Consider the following 15,468-nt stretch of genomic DNA (forward strand, 5'->3'; position numbering starts at 1 on the left):
GCCTGGCCGTGGACAGCATGGAGCTGCTGCTCGCCGAGATCCGCAATTGCACCGTCTGTACGGCGCACCTGCCGCTGGGCCCGCGGCCCGTGGTGCAGGCCAGCGCCAGAGCGCGCCTGCTGATCGTCGGCCAGGCGCCCAGCATGACCGTGCACCAGACGGGCGTGCCGTGGGACGACAAGAGCGGCGACCAGCTGCGCCGCTGGCTCGGCGTGGAGCGCGACACCTTCTACGACGCCACGCGCATCGCCCTCGTGCCGATGGGCTACTGCTACCCGGGCCGCGGCACCAGCGGTGACCTGCCGCCGCGCAAGGAGTGCGCCCCGCTGTGGCAAGACCGCCTGCTGGCGCAGATGCCGCACATCGAGCTGACGCTGCTCGTGGGCCAGTACGCGCAGCGGCACCTGCTGGGAAGCAGGGCGCGCGGCGGCGTCACAGAGACGGTGCAGGCCTTCGCCGACTACGCACCGCGCTTCATTCCGCTGCCGCATCCTTCGCCGCGCAACACGGGGTGGTTCAAGCACCATCCGTGGTTCGAGAGCGAGGTGCTGCCGGTGCTGCGCGAGCGGGTGCGGCGCGCGCTTGCCACCGACCGCACCGCGGCCTGCAGCTAGGGCGCCGAGGCGACGGACGGGGTCGCCGCGGCGAAGGGCCGCGCCGCGTACACCACGCGCCCGCCCACCACCGTCATCAGCGAGGTCGTCTTGCCGATGCGCTCCACCGGCACGCTGAAGAAGTCCTGGTCGAGCACCGCGAAGTCCGCGAGCTTGCCGACCTCCAGCGTGCCGCGCTTGCCCTCGTCGAAGCTGAACCACGCGCTGCCCGCCGTGTACAGCCGCAGCGCCTGTTCGCGCGTGGGCGTTTCGTCGGAGCCGCGCATGGCCTTGCCGCTCACGGTCTTGCCGTCGAGCATCCACTGCAATGCGACAAAGGGGTTGTACGAGGCCACGCGGTGTGCATCGGTGCCTGCGCCCACGTTCACGCCGGCGCGCAGCGCGGTGGCGATGGGCGGCATGCGCCGCGCCGCGTCGCCGCGCACGCTCAGCATGCGGTCGCCCTGGAAGTACATCGCGTCCTGCATCGTCCAGCCGATGCCCAGCGCCTTCATGCGCGCGAGCGTCTCGGGGGAGGCATCGTCCAGGTGGGCAATGGACCAGCGCAGGTTCTTGATCGGCACCTCGGCGTCGAGCTTCTCGTACAGCCCGAGCAGGTGGTCGACCGAGCCGTTCTCCTGCCAGTGGATGGTGACGGCGAGCTGGCGCATCGCCGCCCACTTGATGAGCTCGTAGAACTTCTCCTTGGCGGCCGCGTCGGGAAAATTGTTGTTGTACATCGCGAGCGTCACGCGTTCGCCCAGGCCGTTGAACTTGAGCATGTCGTCGCCGAAGCCCATCGGCAGCATCTGCGTGAGTTCGCGAAACTCCTGCAGTTCCGCGCCGGGCTTCTGCGCGAACACGCTGTAGGCCACGCGCAGCGTCAGCGCCTTTTCGCGCCACAGCGCGAACAGCGCGGCGTACTGCGAAGGCGCGATGCTGAAGCCGCCCGGGTCCACCAGGCCGGTGATGCCCAGGCGGTTCAACTCGGTGAAGAAGGCGCGCGTGCCGGCCACGTTGTCGTCGTAGGTGGGCTTGGGCAGCTTGTCGAACAGGGCCGAGATGCCGACGATGTCGCCGGTCATCCAGCCCGGCGCGCCGTCGGGCGAGGGCTTCATGCCGGCGGGCAGCGTGCCGGCGGGAACGCCCAACGCGTCGAGCGCCTTGGGCGTCATGACCACCGCTTCATAGAAGAGCTGCACGTACACCGGGTTGTTCGGCGCGGCCTCCTGCAGCTCCGCGAGCGTGGGGCGGCGGCGTTCGGCGAACTGCTGCTCGGTCCAGCCGCCGGCCACGATCAGCCAGCCGCCGGGGCGTGCCTGCGCCGCGGCGCCGCGGATGCGCGCCATGGCTTCGGCGATGGTGCCCGCGCCGATCCAGTTGACCTCGGTCGAGTAGCTCAGCGCCGCGCGCACCGCGTGCATGTGCGAGTCGATGAGGCCGGGAATGACGGTGCGCCCGCCCGCGTCGACCGTGCGGGTCGTGGGGCCGGCGAGCGTGCGCACCTGCGCGTCGTTGCCGACGGCCACGATGTGCCCGTCGCGCACGGCCAGCGCCTGCGCGGTGCTGGCGGCGGCATCGAGCGTGGCGATCTTCGCGTTGGTGACGATGAGGTCCGCCGGTTGCGCTTGCGCGGCGACGGGCTGCAGCAGGCTGGTGGCGAGGGCCACCGCCGTGATGAGTGTGCGTGGTGTCATGTCAGTCGACCTTGATGCTGGCGGCCTTGACGACCTGCTGCGCCTTCGCCGTCTCGTCCACGATGAACTTGTTGAACTGCGCGGACGGCATCGTGAAGGGCTCGGCACCCAGCTTCTCCAACCGCTCCTTCAGCTCCGGCGACACCATGATCTTCGCCACCTCGGCCTGCAGCCGGTCGATCACCGGCTGCGGTGTTTTCGCGGGTGCGAACAGGCCGACCCAGAACAGGTACTCCGAGCCCGGCACGCCGGCCTCCACGGTGGTCGGCGCGTTGGGCAGCGCCGACGAGCGCTTGCCCGTGCCCACGGCGAGTGCCTGCAGCTTGCCGCTCTGGATCAGCGGCAGGGCCGACACCATCGGCGCGAAGAACCAGTCGACCCGCCCGGCCATCACCTCGGTCATGGCCTCGGGCGTGCCGCGAAAGGGCACATGCTGCGCATCGATGCCGGCCGCGAGGCGGAACACCTCCGCGTTCATGTGCGTGGCCGAGCCGTTGCCCGCGGAGCCGTAGTTGAAGCTGCCGGGCTTGGCCTTGACCTTCGCCACCAGGTCCTTCACGTCGGCGAAGTGCGCGGGCGCGGTGACCAGCACGTTGGGCAGGCTGGCCATCGGCGTGATGCCCGCGAAGTCCTTGATCGTGTCGTACGACAGGCCCTTGTAGATCCACGGGTTCACCAGGTGGCCGGCCGAGTGCACCAGCAGCGTGTAGCCGTCGGCCGGCGCCTTGGCCGTGATGGCCGCGCCCAGCGTGCCGCCGGCGCCGGGCTTGTTGTCGACGATGACGCTGGTGCCCAGCGCGGGGCCCAGCTTCTCGGCCACGAGGCGCGCGACGATGTCGGTGCCGCTGCCCGCCGTGAAGGGCACCACCAGCTTGATGGGCTGCGTGCCCGGCCATGCGCTCTGCGCGTGGGCACCGGTGAGCGTGCAGGCGGCCGCGAATGCGGCGGCCATCGCCAGCGCGTGCCGTCGGCCCTGTTGGAATGTCTTCTTCATGCGTCTTGTCTCCGTTGATTTGATTTGATTGATGAGCGATGAATGACTGAAAGAGCGGCTGCTAGGGCGGTGGCGCGTGGGGCATCACCAGCGCGACCAGCACCGGCCGGTTGCTGCGGTTCTCCAGCTGGCGCTTTTCACCGGGCGCGAAGCGGCAGCTGTCGTAGGGCCCGAGCACTTCTTCCTGGTGCGCGCCGTCGATCTCGCCCATCACGTGCAGCTGGCCTTCGAGCACGAGGTAGAGCTTTTCCATCGGAGAGCCGTCCAGGCCGGTGTGGCCGCCGGGCAAGATCTGGCTCATGCCCATCCACATCTGCGTGGACGGGCCGGCTTCCTTGCCCTGCAGGCGCAGGCAGCGCATGTCGAAGTGGTTGGGCGCCTCGTAGTGCGGCGCGGCGTTGAAGCGTGTGACGTGCATGGCGTGTGCTCCAGCAAGGTTCAGGGCCGCAGCACCACGCGGTCGGTGCTGCCGGAGAGCACCAGCCGGTAGGCGTCCATCGCTTCGTCGAGCGTGAAGCTGCGCGCCACGGGAAAGGGCTTCAGCGTGCCGCGCTCGAAGCCTTCGCGCATGGCGTCGAGCTGCGCGGTGCTGGCCACGCAGTCCATCGCCAGCGAGTCGATGCCCACGAAGGTGTGCATGCCGCGGTAGAACGCGAAGATGTCGAAGGGCACCGCGCGTTCGTGCGTGGCGATGAAGATCTGCGTCGCGCCCTTGGCCATGGCCTTGTTGGCGGCCTCGAAGTAGGCGCTGCCCACGGTGTTGTAGACGATGTGCGCGCCGTGCCCGTCGGTGAGCTCGCGCACCCGTGCGGCCACGTCGGTATGGTGGCGGGCATCGATCAGGTCCACCGGTCCGTTCGCAAAACCCGCATAGGGCCGGGCATGGCGCTGCACCGCGATCACGCGCGCACCGGCCTGCGATGCCAGCTGCACCGCCGCCTGCCCGACCTTGCCGTTGGCACCCAGCACCAGCACGGTCTGCCCGGCCTGCGGCATGCCGCTGCGGCGAAAGCCTTCGTACGCGGTGACGAAGGGCACGCCCACCGCGCCGGCTTCGTCCATCGAGATGCCCTGGGGCTTGGCGCGCAGCGCCTGTTCGGGCAGCACGAGGTAGCGTGCATGCGAGCCGTCGCGCGTGATGCCGACGTCGCCGCCCGAGCCGTAGACCTCGCGGCCGATCCATTCGGCGGGGCCGCTCACCACGGTGCCCGCAAAGTCGCGCCCCGGGGTGCGCGGCCACACGGCCTGCGGCATGATGCCCAGCGTCGCCTTCACGTCGCTCGGGTTCACGGCCGCGGCGGCGATGCGCACCACGGCGTGGCCCGGGGGCGGCGTGGGTTCGGCCTGCGGCGCGGCGTGCAGTTGCAGCGCGTCGAGGTTGGCCGCCTTCTCGTTCACGCGCAGCGCGCGGGCCGAATGGGGGGAGTGCATGGCTGCGACGCTCATCGTGCGGCTCCCTGCACGGCGCGGGTGTCCGCCAGCCCCAGCATGGCGCGCGCCTCGCGCGGGGTGGCCACCTCGCCGCCCAGGCTCACCAGGATGTCGCGCGCCTTCGCCACCAGCTGCGCGTTGCTCTCGGCGAGCACGCCCTTCTCGAGGTAGATGTTGTCTTCCATGCCCACGCGCACATGGCCGCCCATCAGCCACGCCTGCGCGACGATGGGGAACTCCATGCGGCCGATGCCGAAGGCGCTCCAGAAGGCGCCGCGCGGCAGCATGTTGCGCGCGTACAGCAGCGTCTCGGGCGTGGGCGCGAAGCCGTACTTCACGCCGAGCACGAAGGTCCACATGGCCGGGCCGTCGAGCGTGCCGTCGGCGATCAGGTCGAGCGCGAGGTTGATGTCGCCCGAATCGAAGATCTCCAGCTCGGGCTTCACGCCGGCCTCGCGCATCACCTTCGCCATGCGGCGCACGTTCCTCGGCGTGTTGATGACCACGTCGGGCCCGGAGTTCATGGTGTTCAGGTCGAGCGAGCACACGTCGGGCCTGATGAGCGCGATGTGTTCCACGCGCTTTTCCGGCGGCAGCAGCGTGGTGCCGGGTGCCGCGACCTTCGGATCTTCTTCGCCGGGAACGAAACGTCCGCCCGGGCCGGTCGTGAGGTTGACGATCAGCTCGCGGTTGCCGCGGCGGATGCGCTCCACCACCTCGCGGTACAGCTCGACCTCCATCGAGGGCTTGCCGGTTTCGGGGTGGCGCACGTGGATGTGCACCTGGCTCGCGCCGGCCTCGGCCGCGGCCAGGCATTCGTCGGCGATCTGCACCGGCGTGATCGGCAGGTGCGGCGTCTGCTCCGGCTTCACGAGGTTGCCCGTGACGGCGCAGGTGATGAGCGTCTTGGCGGTGCTCACAGGTGGCGCCCTCCGTCGACCACGATGCGCGTGCCGGTCACGAAGCGCAGCGTGGTGGCCAGCGCCTCGACCGTGGCGGCCACGTCGTCGGGCTTGCCGATGCGCCCCAGCGGCGTGGTGCTGGCCATCTTGCCGGCGAACTCCGCGCCGCGCCCGGGCACGAAGCCCGACTCCACCGCGCCCGGCGACACCGACACCACGCGCACCGCCGGCGCCAGCGCCTTGGCGAGCGCGTCGCCCACCACGTCGAGCCCCGCCTTGGCGGCGACGTACGCCAGGTTGCTGCCCACGCCCGTGAAGCCCGCGATGGACGAGATGTTGACCACCAGCGCGTCGCCGCCGGCCTTCAGCATCGGCGCGAAGGCGCGGATGGTGGCGAACACGCCGCGGAAGTTGGCGCGCACGATGTCGTCGATGAGTTCGTCGGTCAGCGCGTCGAGGTCGGCCGCCGGCACGGGCTGCGTGTGGCCCGCGCTGTTGACGAGGATGTCGCAGCGCCCGTGCGTGGCTTGCACTTCGGCGGCGGCGGCGGCGAGGCTTGCCGAATCGACGATGTCGGCGCGGATCGCCGCATGGCGCTGGTTGGTGGCCGAGGGCAGGGCGGCGGCGCGCGCGGCGGCATCGTCGCCCTTGCGGTGCAGCAGCACGCAGGTGGCGCCGAGCGCGGCCAGGCGCGTGGCCGTGGCGTAGCCGATGGCGCCGAGGCCGCCGGTGATGACGGCGACCTTGCCGTCGAGTCGGGATACAGGATCGAAGCTCATGGATGTGAGAAGAGTGGGTTGATCGGGGTGATGCCTTTTCGCGGAACACCGCGGAGCCGGCTTAGCCGGGCCGCAGGTGTTGCCCCCTCGAAGGGGGTTGGCGAAGCAACACGAAGTGCGCGAAGCCTGGGGGTGGTCAAGGTATGGGAGGCCGGGGGAACTTCATTTCTCCCGGTTCGAGTTCGAAGTCGTGGTGCATCGATGCGGTCTTGCCGTCGGGCGCCAGCGCGAAGCGCCCGATCAGCCGGCGCGTCACGCCGAAGGTCGGGTCGCTCTCGAGGTTCTCGTCGTCGTCGGCGAACACCTGCGTGATCAGCACCTTGTGCCCCGGCTTGCTCACCATGAAGTGCAGGTGCGCGGGCCGGTTGGGGTGGCGCAGCTGCGCGCGCAGCAGCACGCCGCACGGCCCGTCGGTCGGCACCGGGTAGCCGGCCGGGCGCACGCTGCGGAAATGAAAGCGCCCCTCGGCATCGGTGCCGAAGCGCCCGCGCAGGTTCATGTCTTCCTGCGCGGGGTCCTGGTTCTCGTACAGGCCGACGGGCGATGCCTGCCACACGTCGACCGTGGCGTCGGCCACCGGCCGGCCCGCGGCGTCGCGCACCGTGCCCGTCACCTCCAGCGGAATGCCCGGCGTGCCCGAGCGCGCGATGTTGTCGCCCAGCGCGCAGGCCGGCGCGTTCGCGCGCCAGAAGGGCCCGAGCAGCGCGGCCGGCGACTCGCCGTGCGGGTCCTGGTTGTTCTGCAGCGCCACCACGGTCGACACGCCCAGGATGTCCGCCGCCAGCACCACCTCGTTCTTGGTCTCGCCCGTGGCGTGGCCGATGGCGACGATGAATTCGAGCGCCTGCTCGAACTCCTCCTCGGTGAGCTTCACCTCCTGCACGAAGGCATGCAGGTGGCGCGTGAGTGCGTCCATCACGGTGCGCAGCCGTGGGTCGGGCGTGCGTTTCATGGCGTCGAGGGTGAAGCCCAGCACCGAGTCGGGGGAGGTGGCGATATTCATGGCAGGTCTTTGCAATCGTTTGCACGATGGTAGACCAAATCGCCGAAAAGTAAAATACAGGGATTCCCAGGCCATGAGCGATGGAAAGGCGGCCGAAGCCATCCGTTCGCACGACAATCGTTTGCACCAATGAGCACCCAACCGCCCGCCTCGCCGTCGTCTTCCCCTGTCACCATCCGCGACGTCGCCCGCGCCGCCGGCGTGCACGTGTCGACCGTCTCGCGCGCGCTCAGCCCCGGGAAGCGTTCATTGATCAGCGACGAAGTGCTGCGCGTGGTCGAGGAGGCCGCCCAGCGCCTGGGCTACCGGCCCAACCGCGCGGCCTCGGCGTTGCGCACGGGCCGCACCCACACCATCGGCGTGCTGGTGCCCGACATCACCAACGCGGTGTTCCCGCCCATCCTGCAGGGCATCGAGGCCAGCGCGGCGGCGCGCGGCTACTTCGTGTTCGTCGCCAACGTGGTGGATCCGGCGCTCGCCCGGCCGGTGCTCGAACGCATGCTGGCGCAACGCGTGGACGGCGTGGTCATGGCCACCGCCACGCGCGACGACCCGCTGGTCGACTTCGTCACCCAGGCCGGCATGACGGCCGTGCTGGTCAACCGCGCCGACGAAACCGGGCGGCTGCCCGCTGTGGTGAGCGACGACCGGCTGGCGATGAAGCTCGCGGTCGATCACCTCGTGGGCCTGGGCCACAAGCGCATCGCGCACCTGGCCGGCCCGCAGAACATTCCCACCGGCGTGGGCCGCAGGCTGGGCGTGGAGCAGGCCTTGCGCGACCACCGCCTGAAGCCATTCCGCGTGGTCGAGTGCGCCAGCTACAGCCGGGAGGCCGGCGCCGCCGCGATGCGCCAGATGCTGGACGCTGGCGCCGCGCCGCAGGCGGTGGTGTGCTGCAACGACCTGGTGGCGCTGGGCGCCTACGACGCGCTGCGCGCGGCGGGGCTGCGCGTGCCGCAGGACATCTCGGTCACCGGCCACAACGACATGCCGCTGGTCGACATGGTCGACCCGCCGCTCACCACCATCCGCCTGCCGCACCGCGAACTTGGCTGGCGCGCCGCGGAGATGCTGTTCGAGGAGATCGACGGGCGCTCGATGTCGGCCTCGACCGTGGTGCTGCGGCCCGAGTTGGTGGTGCGCAAGTCGACCGGCGCGCCGGGTGCGCCGGCGGGGGCGCGCTGAACGGCGCCACGCGGCGGCATCCGCTCACCACCAGCGCGCGATGTCGTCGCTCAGGCCCGCCAGCAGCAGCGCCACGGCGACCAGCGCGACGATGAGCTTGTTGCGCCGCGACAGCCCCTCCTTCGGCGCGAAGGCTTCGGCGCGGCCGCTGAAATGCACGCCGCAGTGGGGACAGCGCAGCGCGTAGCCGAACACGGGCTGCTTGCAACGCACGCAGGGCACTTCGCCCGGGCCCATGCCCGGCTGCGCCGGGGCGTCGGTGGCGGTGTTGGCGTCGGCGTCTCGCGATGCCTGCGCCGCGGCGCGTTCCTGCTGCAGCTTCTTCAGCCGCGCGCGGCGTTCGCGGTGCGCGGCCAGGTCGATGGGCTCGCCGGAGCCGTTGTGGCTGTCATGGCCGTCGTGGCCGTTCGGGTCGTTGGGCATGTGATGAACCAGGTCTCTAGCGCGCGCGGGGCGCGGTCTTCTTTCGTGCGGCCGGCCGGCGCGGCGGTTTCGCTTCGAGCACCAGCTCGGCCGGCAGCGTGTCGTTCCACGATTCGGTGAAGTAGGCGCGGTCGCTGGCCACCAGCGCGGGCAGGGCTTCGCGCAACAGCACCAGTGACGCCTCGGCCGCCTTCAGGTCGCCCGCATGCGCCGCGTACCAGGCGTGCTCGAACAGCAGGCTGCAGTGCTGCAGGCCCGGGTAGCGGCGCCGTCCGGCCTGGTGGTCGGCCAGCCGTGCCTGCGCCACCTGCACCCAGCGCGCGGGCCAGTTCGTCGCGTCGAAGGCATCGGCCAGCGGGCCCGCGAGCCTGGAGACAGCCGCCGGGTCCAGCGGCTTCTGCGCGCGGAACTGCGCGAACGTGGGTTGCCCGCCGGATTCATCGGGCTTGCAGTGGCCGCGCGCGATGCGCATCAGGTAGATCGCGTTCCACGCCGAGCGGCCCTGGCCGTCGGTGTGGCCGCAGAGCCATTCGCTGAAGGCGATCCACTGCACCGCGCGGCGCGTGGTGTCGGCCTTGCCGTCGTGCGCCAGCGCCGGCAGGTCTGACAGGCCCACGCGGTCGAACAGCCATGCGGCCATGCCCATGTTGGCGGCCACGTGCTGGGCCGCGTCGAAGGAGTGCGACTCGAACGCCGCCGCCAGCGCCTCGCCGAAGCGGCGCAGCGACTCTTCGGCCAGCGCTGCCGCCGCCGGCTTGTCGTCGGCGGCCAGCCCCAGCGCGCGCGAGCGGCACACCAGCGCCCACAGGTTGCACCACTCGAAGCGCACGTCGGGGTGGTGCCGCAGCACCAGCCCGCGTGCCGCGTCCTCGGCCATGCCGGCCAGCAGCGACTGCGCCAGCGGCAGGTCGCGCGCGGTGTAGGCGCACCACGCCGAGACGATGCACTCCATCGCGCCCAGGTAGTCGTTGCCCGCCACGTGGTGCGCGAGCCGCTGCTTCTTGAGCGCCTGCAGCCGGCGCCGCGCCTGCTCGTTGTCGCCGAGCCGGCGCCACAGCATGGCCTCGTTCAGCGTGACCAGCGCGCGCTGGAAGTCGCTGGCGGCCAGGGTGCCCGCGAGGCGGATCGATTCGAGGGCGCTGCCCTGGTTGCTGCCGCCCGCCACCGGTGCCATCAGCCTGCCTTGCCTGGCAGCCTGCTGCGAGGCGACCAGCTGCTTCCAGAACGCCGCGTCCTGCAGGTGCACGGCATCTGGCGGCGGCGCGCCGGCGGCCTGGGCCTTGCGCGAACGCAGCCCGAGGAACGAGGCCACCTCGGCGGGCGTGGCCGCGCGGCCTTCGACCAGCACGCGCAGCCGCCTGGCTTCAGCGGCGGGCAGCCAGAACGGGCCCTGGCTGCGCCGCTCGGCGTTCAGGAAGCGCGGCTCGCGCTGCGTGTCCTCGCCCCAGCCGACCTCGAGCTGCCAGGCCTTGAAGTCGCGAAACGCCCGGCTCACCACCATGCGCAGCGTGCTGGCGTCGGACACCTCGCCGCGCAGGTCGGCCAGCCGCACCACACCGGCGGCGGTGTGGTGCGCGTGCTGCATGCGCACCAGCAGCCAGAGCGACTGAAAGGCCGCGCGCCGGCCGTTGACCGACTGCGGCGAAGTGAGTTCGATGGAAAGAACGGCGGGGTTGGAAGCAGGCTTGGGCACGCCCTGAATTGAACCTCAAAACGGGCGCGATGCCCGAACGAGGCAGCGCGCTGCTCAGTACCGGTGGCGGTCCAGCAACCCGGGCACCTCGCTGCGCCCGATGCCCAGGTCGCGCAGCTCGTGCTCGCTCATGCCGCGCAGGTGCCGCCAGTCGGCGCGTGCACGGCGGCGGTTCACCACGCGGCGGCGCCAGCCCCGCAGGGCATGCATCAGGCGTTGATGAAAAGACGGTGGCTTCGGCGCGGTCACGATGGGCTCCTTGGTTGGGAACGCTCATCTTCTTGCGCTGGCTGCTATTGTGGAAGTTGAGAATACTGACACTAATAATCAGGCTTCCTGATACTCAACCGACGCAACGCCATGCGACAACTCAACCTCGACCAACTGCGCACCCTCATCGCCATTGCCGACCTCGGCACCTTCTCGGCCGCGGCCAAGGCGCTGCACCTGGCGCAGCCCACGGTGAGCCTGCACATCAGCGAGCTGGAGTCGCGCCTGGGCACGCCGCTGGTGCTGCGCGGCGGCCGCAACGTCACGCCCACGGCGGCCGGCGCGGCGCTGGTGGAGCGCGGGCGCAAGCTGCTGCGCGACACCGACGACGCCATCGAGGCCGTCAAGCGCCAGACCGAAGGGCGCGTGGGCCGCGTGCGGCTGGGCACCTCGACCGGCGTGCTGGTCGACCTGCTGCCGCAGGTGCTCGAAGCGCTGGGCGAGGCGCACGCGGGCATCGACGTCGAAGTGAGCATCCGCGGCTCCTACGAGGCCATGGAGCGGCTGGCCGCGGGCACGCTCGACATCGGCCTGGTGGCCGTGCCCCAGCCGCCGGTGCGCGGCATCGTCGTCACGCCCTGGTGCGAGCAGCCCATGATGGCTTTCGTGCCCCAGCGCTGGAAGGCGCCCAAGCGCGTCACCCCGGCCTGGCTGGCGGCGCAGCCGCTGATCTTCAACGAGGCGACCACGCACATGTACCGGCTCACCATGGAGTGGTTCGCCGCGGCGGGCTTCGCGCCGCGCGCGCGCATCGAGCTCAACTACGACGCGGCCATCCGCAGCCTGGTGGCGGCCGGCTACGGTGCCGCGCTGCTGCCGCTGCAGCAGAGCACCGACCTGCTGCACAACGACCGCATGCGCGTCTTGCCGGTGAGCCCCAGGCTCACGCGGCGCGTGGGCATTGCGCACCGCCAGCACGCGCTGCTCGACGGCGCCACGCTGAGCGTGCTCAAGGTGCTGAAGACCTTCAGCCAGGCCGGCCAGGGCTGAGCATGCCGAGCCGCGTGCCCAGGCGCGCCAGCCGCGCGGGCAGGCTGCGCGCGTCGTCGGCGATGCCGTGGTTTCGCCAGCCGAAGATGCGCCGCACACAGGCGTCGGCCGCCCCGTCCACGGCCATGCAGGCGGCGTGCACGCCGGCTGCGCGCGCTTCGGCCACGGCCTGGCGGGCGTCTTCGACCAGGTACTTCGGGTCGTGTACGTCGATGTCGGAGGGCGCGCCGTCGGTCACGAGCACGATGGCGCGCCGGCCTTCGGGCTCGCCGCGCAGAAGCGAGGTCGCATGGCGCAGCGCGGCGCCCATGCGGGTGGAGTACCGCCCGCGCACCGCGCCGATCGTGGCGCGCGCGGCGGCGTCCAGCGGCTGGCCGAAGTCGAGCAGTCGGCAGTAGTACACCTCGGCCCGCGTGTTCGACGAGAACCCGTGGATCGCCAGGCGGTCGATGCCGCGCAGGGCCGATGCGGCCAGCAGCAGCGCGGCCTGCTTCTCGATGTCGAGCAACGAGACGCCATGCGCGCCCGCATCGTTCGCCGAGGCCGACAGGTCGAGCAGGACCAGCAGGCTCGACGGGCGCGGGCCCCGGCCCGCTCGGGTGAACAGGCGCGCGTCGGGGCGCAGGCCCAGGCGGCGGTCGACGCGCATCTCGATGGCGGCGTTCAGGTCGATGTCGTCGCCTTCCCATTGGCGGCGCAGGCGGCGGGCGCGGTCGAGGTGGCGCGTGCGGGGCAGGGCGCGCGCATGCACGCGGTCGTGGGGGCTGGCGGGCTGCTCGCCCAGGTCCTGCAGGCCTTGCCACGCCGGCCGCGTCTCGATCACGGTGCACCAGTCGGGGCGCAGGCGTTCCTGCGTGCGGTCCCATTCGGGGTAGGTGTAGCGGCCCAGCGCCGGCTCCGGCTCCGGCTCCGGGTGTTGCCCGCCGTCGCGCGGTGCCTCGCCTTCGTTCGCCGCACCGGAAAGCGGGGGCGGCCGCGCACCCGCGTGCTGCAGCGCGACGGCCTCGTCCGGTGGCGTCCGGGCCTCGCCGAAATCCCACAGGTAGCTGTTGTCGTCGCGGTACGGCGCGGGCACGGTGTGGTCGCGGGGCTCGAAGCGCACGCGCATCTGGCCGAGGTCGTTGGCGAGGACGGACGCGATGGCGCGGAAGGCCGCGCCGTCTTCGAGGCCCGCATGCGCCACGGTCTGTTCGAACAGGCGGCGCGCCTTGTTCACCCAGTGGTTGTCGTCCTGCCACGCGGGCAGCATCAGCACGCGGTCCATGCGCGAGATCAAGGCGTGGAAGCCCAGGTCCCGCGCGTCGGGCACGGGCGCGAGGAACGCGGTGAACCAGCCGTGCACACCGGGAAAGTCGCGGCACAGCAGGCGCTCCACGCGCGCGTCCTCGATGGCCGAGGCCACCGCGATGCCCATGGGCTTGAGCGCGCCGGCCGGCCGGGCCGGCGCCGAGTGCCGCAGGTGGGCGACGGCATGCGCCACCATGGCGCGGCGCAGGTGGTCGCTGGCGGCGCCGTCGGGCAGCAACAGCCGTTTGCCGGCCAGCACGGGGCGCTCGCCCGGAAAAGGCTGCACCTCGGCATCGACGCCGGCCAGGCCGCTGGCCAGCAGCGACAGCGCAGCCAGCCTGTCGTTCATCCGAACTGCGCCTCGACGAAGCCCTGCAGCGCGCTCTCCATGTCGGGGTCGTCGGTCAGCGCGCGCGTCATCGTCATTTCGCAGCTTTCGCGCGGCGTCACGCCGTCGCGGATCAGTACGCCCGCGTAGATCAGCATGCGCGTGGACACGCCCTCGTCGAGCCCGCGGTGCTTCAGCGCGCGCGAGCAACGCGCAACCGCCACCAGCTTCGTGGCCAGGTCGGGCGCCAGCCCGGCCTCGTGCGCGACGATCTCGGCTTCGAGCGCGCTGTCGGGGTAGTCGAACGCCAGCGCCGCGAAGCGCTGGCGCGTCGAGGGCTTCATGTCCTTGGCGCTGCTCTGGTAGCCGGGGTTGTACGACACCACCAGCTGGAAGTCGGGGTGTGCGCGCACCAGCTCGCCCTTCTTGTCCAGCGGCAGCATGCGGCGCGCGTCGGTCAGCGGGTGGATCACCACGGTGGTGTCCTGCCGCGCCTCCACCACCTCGTCGAGGTAGCAGATGCCGCCGTGTCGCACGGCCAGTGTCAGCGGCCCGTCGTGCCAGGCCGTGCCGTCGGCGTCCAGCAGGTAGCGCCCGACGAGGTCGGACGCCGTCATGTCCTCGTTGCAGGCCAGCGTGACCAGCGGCCGCCCGAGCGACCACGCCATGTGTTCCACGAAGCGCGTCTTGCCGCAGCCCGTGGGGCCCTTCAGGATCAGCGGCATGCGGTGGCGGTACGCCTGGCGGTACAGCGCCACCTCGTTGCCCGCAGGCCGGTAGAAGGGTTCGGCCTCGATGCGGTAGGCGGCCAGCGGATCGGGCACGGCCGCGTTCATCGGTGCTGGGCCGGCGTGTGCGGAATGCCTTCGATCGGGCACTCCGGCGTGCCCACCGTGCTGCGCGTGAACGACTCCACCATGTCTCGCGTGCCCTCGGGGTCGTTGATCCACTGCGTGTAGAAGTTGTACGGGCAGGCCGCCACGCCCTTGTCGCCGTCGCCCGAGTTGATGGTGCCGGTGTAGCCGCGGTGCACCAGCTTGAACAGGTGGTTCTGCGACTGGCCGTTCCTGCGCGCGTCGCGGATCAGCCCCATCGAGAGCTCGGCGTAGTTGATGCCCATCTCTTCCTCGCCGCATTCGCCGAGCGTGCGGCCGTCGAAGCCGATCAGCGCGGAGTGGCCGAAGTACGAGTACACGCCGTCGAAGCCCGCCGCGTTGGCCACCGCCACGTAGGTGTTGTTCATGAAGGCCATGGCCTTGGACACCAGGATCTGCTGCTCCTTGGCCGGGTACATGTAGCCCTGGCAGCGCACGATGAGCTCGGCGCCGCGCATGGCGCAGTCGCGCCAGATCTCGGGGTAGTTGCCGTCGTCGCAGATGATCAGGCTGATCTTCATGCCCTTGGGGCCATCGCTCACGTAGGTGCAGTCGCCGGGATACCAGCCCTCGATGGGCACCCACGGCATGATCTTGCGGTACTTCTGGACGATCTCGCCCTGGTTGTTCATGAGGATCAGCGTGTTGTAGGGCGCCTTGTTCGGGTGCTCTTCATGGCGCTCGCCGGTCAGCGAGAACACGCCCCACACGTTGGCGCGGCGGCAGGCGTCCGCGAAGATCGCGGTCTCCTCGCCGGGCACCGTGGCGGCGGTGTCGTACATCTCCTTGGCGTCGTACATGATCCCGTGGGTGGAGTACTCGGGGAACACCACCAGGTCCATGCCCGGCAGGCCCCGCTTCATGCCGACCAGCATCTCGCCGATCTTGCGGGCGTTGTCCAGCACCTCGGCCTTGGTGTGAAGGCGGGGCATCTTGTAGTTGACGACCGCGACGCCCACGCAATCGTTGCTGCTCGAAATATCACCATGTCGCATGACGCTGCTCCTGAAGGATGGTT

General features: G+C 70.9%; 16 protein-coding genes. 3 read left to right on the plus strand and 13 right to left on the minus strand.

What is annotated here, in order from left to right:
• Positions 1-17: 17 nt before the first annotated feature.
• On the plus strand, positions 18-614 hold the full coding sequence (locus AC1DJH_RS11725; protein ID WP_478185843.1) for a uracil-DNA glycosylase family protein: 597 nt from the start codon (positions 18-20) through the stop codon (positions 612-614).
• Here AC1DJH_RS11725 and AC1DJH_RS11730 read toward each other — a convergent pair.
• The 7 genes from AC1DJH_RS11730 to AC1DJH_RS11760 all read right to left on the minus strand — a co-directional run bounded on the left by AC1DJH_RS11730 (position 611) and on the right by AC1DJH_RS11760 (position 7,399).
• Positions 611-2,290: an amidohydrolase gene (locus AC1DJH_RS11730; RefSeq protein WP_478185797.1), complete on the minus strand. Its 1,680-nt coding sequence runs from the start codon at positions 2,288-2,290 to the stop codon at positions 611-613. The two genes, AC1DJH_RS11725 and AC1DJH_RS11730, sit on opposite strands and share 4 nt — an antisense overlap.
• A gap of 1 nt (position 2,291) precedes the next feature.
• A complete protein-coding gene (locus tag AC1DJH_RS11735; protein WP_478185798.1) occupies positions 2,292-3,284 on the minus strand; it encodes a Bug family tripartite tricarboxylate transporter substrate binding protein in 993 nt (330 codons plus the stop codon).
• 61 nt (positions 3,285-3,345) lie between these two features.
• A complete protein-coding gene (locus tag AC1DJH_RS11740; protein WP_478185799.1) occupies positions 3,346-3,702 on the minus strand; it encodes a cupin domain-containing protein in 357 nt (118 codons plus the stop codon).
• A 20-nt stretch (positions 3,703-3,722) separates the two neighbouring features.
• Complete coding sequence (locus AC1DJH_RS11745; RefSeq protein WP_478185800.1) at positions 3,723-4,730, minus strand: quinone oxidoreductase family protein; 1,008 nt, start codon at positions 4,728-4,730, stop codon at positions 3,723-3,725.
• Positions 4,727-5,635, minus strand: coding sequence for a beta-keto acid cleavage family enzyme (locus AC1DJH_RS11750; RefSeq protein ID WP_478185801.1), 909 nt, complete (start codon positions 5,633-5,635; stop codon positions 4,727-4,729). Before AC1DJH_RS11750 ends, AC1DJH_RS11745 begins: the two co-directional genes overlap by 4 nt.
• Positions 5,632-6,396, minus strand: a complete 765-nt coding sequence (locus tag AC1DJH_RS11755; protein ID WP_478185802.1) for an SDR family NAD(P)-dependent oxidoreductase — start codon at positions 6,394-6,396, stop codon at positions 5,632-5,634. The genes AC1DJH_RS11750 and AC1DJH_RS11755 overlap by 4 nt, the downstream gene beginning before the upstream one ends.
• Positions 6,397-6,532: 136 nt before the next feature.
• Positions 6,533-7,399, minus strand: coding sequence for a dioxygenase family protein (locus tag AC1DJH_RS11760; RefSeq protein ID WP_478185803.1), 867 nt, complete (start codon positions 7,397-7,399; stop codon positions 6,533-6,535).
• 129 nt (positions 7,400-7,528) lie between these two features.
• Between AC1DJH_RS11760 and AC1DJH_RS11765 the strand changes: the two genes are divergently transcribed.
• A complete protein-coding gene (locus AC1DJH_RS11765; protein WP_478185804.1) occupies positions 7,529-8,584 on the plus strand; it encodes a LacI family DNA-binding transcriptional regulator in 1,056 nt (351 codons plus the stop codon).
• Positions 8,585-8,608: 24 nt separating this feature from the next.
• Here the strand turns inward: AC1DJH_RS11765 and AC1DJH_RS11770 are convergent, their stop codons facing one another.
• The 3 genes from AC1DJH_RS11770 to AC1DJH_RS11780 are packed head-to-tail and all read right to left on the minus strand — an operon-like array spanning position 8,609 to position 10,949.
• Positions 8,609-9,007: a hypothetical protein gene (locus AC1DJH_RS11770; protein WP_478185805.1), complete on the minus strand. Its 399-nt coding sequence runs from the start codon at positions 9,005-9,007 to the stop codon at positions 8,609-8,611.
• Positions 9,008-9,023: 16 nt separating this feature from the next.
• Entirely contained in the window at positions 9,024-10,700 is a 1,677-nt protein-coding gene (locus AC1DJH_RS11775) for a hypothetical protein (protein ID WP_478185806.1), read from the minus strand.
• Between the two features lie 54 nt (positions 10,701-10,754).
• Positions 10,755-10,949, minus strand: coding sequence for a YjiS-like domain-containing protein (locus AC1DJH_RS11780; protein WP_435486497.1), 195 nt, complete (start codon positions 10,947-10,949; stop codon positions 10,755-10,757).
• A gap of 111 nt (positions 10,950-11,060) precedes the next feature.
• On the opposite strand from AC1DJH_RS11780, the gene AC1DJH_RS11785 reads away from it, so the two are divergent.
• Positions 11,061-11,960 carry a LysR family transcriptional regulator gene (locus AC1DJH_RS11785; RefSeq protein ID WP_478185807.1) on the plus strand — a complete coding sequence of 300 codons (900 nt, stop codon included), beginning with the start codon at positions 11,061-11,063 and terminating at the stop codon, positions 11,958-11,960.
• Here AC1DJH_RS11785 and AC1DJH_RS11790 read toward each other — a convergent pair.
• Genes AC1DJH_RS11790 through AC1DJH_RS11800 form a run of 3 tightly spaced genes read right to left on the minus strand, consistent with a single transcriptional unit; the run spans position 11,938 to position 15,445 of the window.
• A complete protein-coding gene (locus tag AC1DJH_RS11790; protein ID WP_478185808.1) occupies positions 11,938-13,596 on the minus strand; it encodes a nitric oxide reductase activation protein NorD in 1,659 nt (552 codons plus the stop codon). The genes AC1DJH_RS11785 and AC1DJH_RS11790 overlap by 23 nt on opposite strands.
• Positions 13,593-14,411: an AAA family ATPase gene (locus tag AC1DJH_RS11795; protein WP_478185809.1), complete on the minus strand. Its 819-nt coding sequence runs from the start codon at positions 14,409-14,411 to the stop codon at positions 13,593-13,595. The genes AC1DJH_RS11790 and AC1DJH_RS11795 overlap by 4 nt, the downstream gene beginning before the upstream one ends.
• Positions 14,408-15,445, minus strand: a complete 1,038-nt coding sequence (locus tag AC1DJH_RS11800) for an aliphatic amidase (RefSeq protein WP_478185810.1) — start codon at positions 15,443-15,445, stop codon at positions 14,408-14,410. The genes AC1DJH_RS11795 and AC1DJH_RS11800 overlap by 4 nt, the downstream gene beginning before the upstream one ends.
• Positions 15,446-15,468 lie beyond the last annotated feature (23 nt).

This window comes from Variovorax sp. 10N412, from assembly GCF_056394985.1.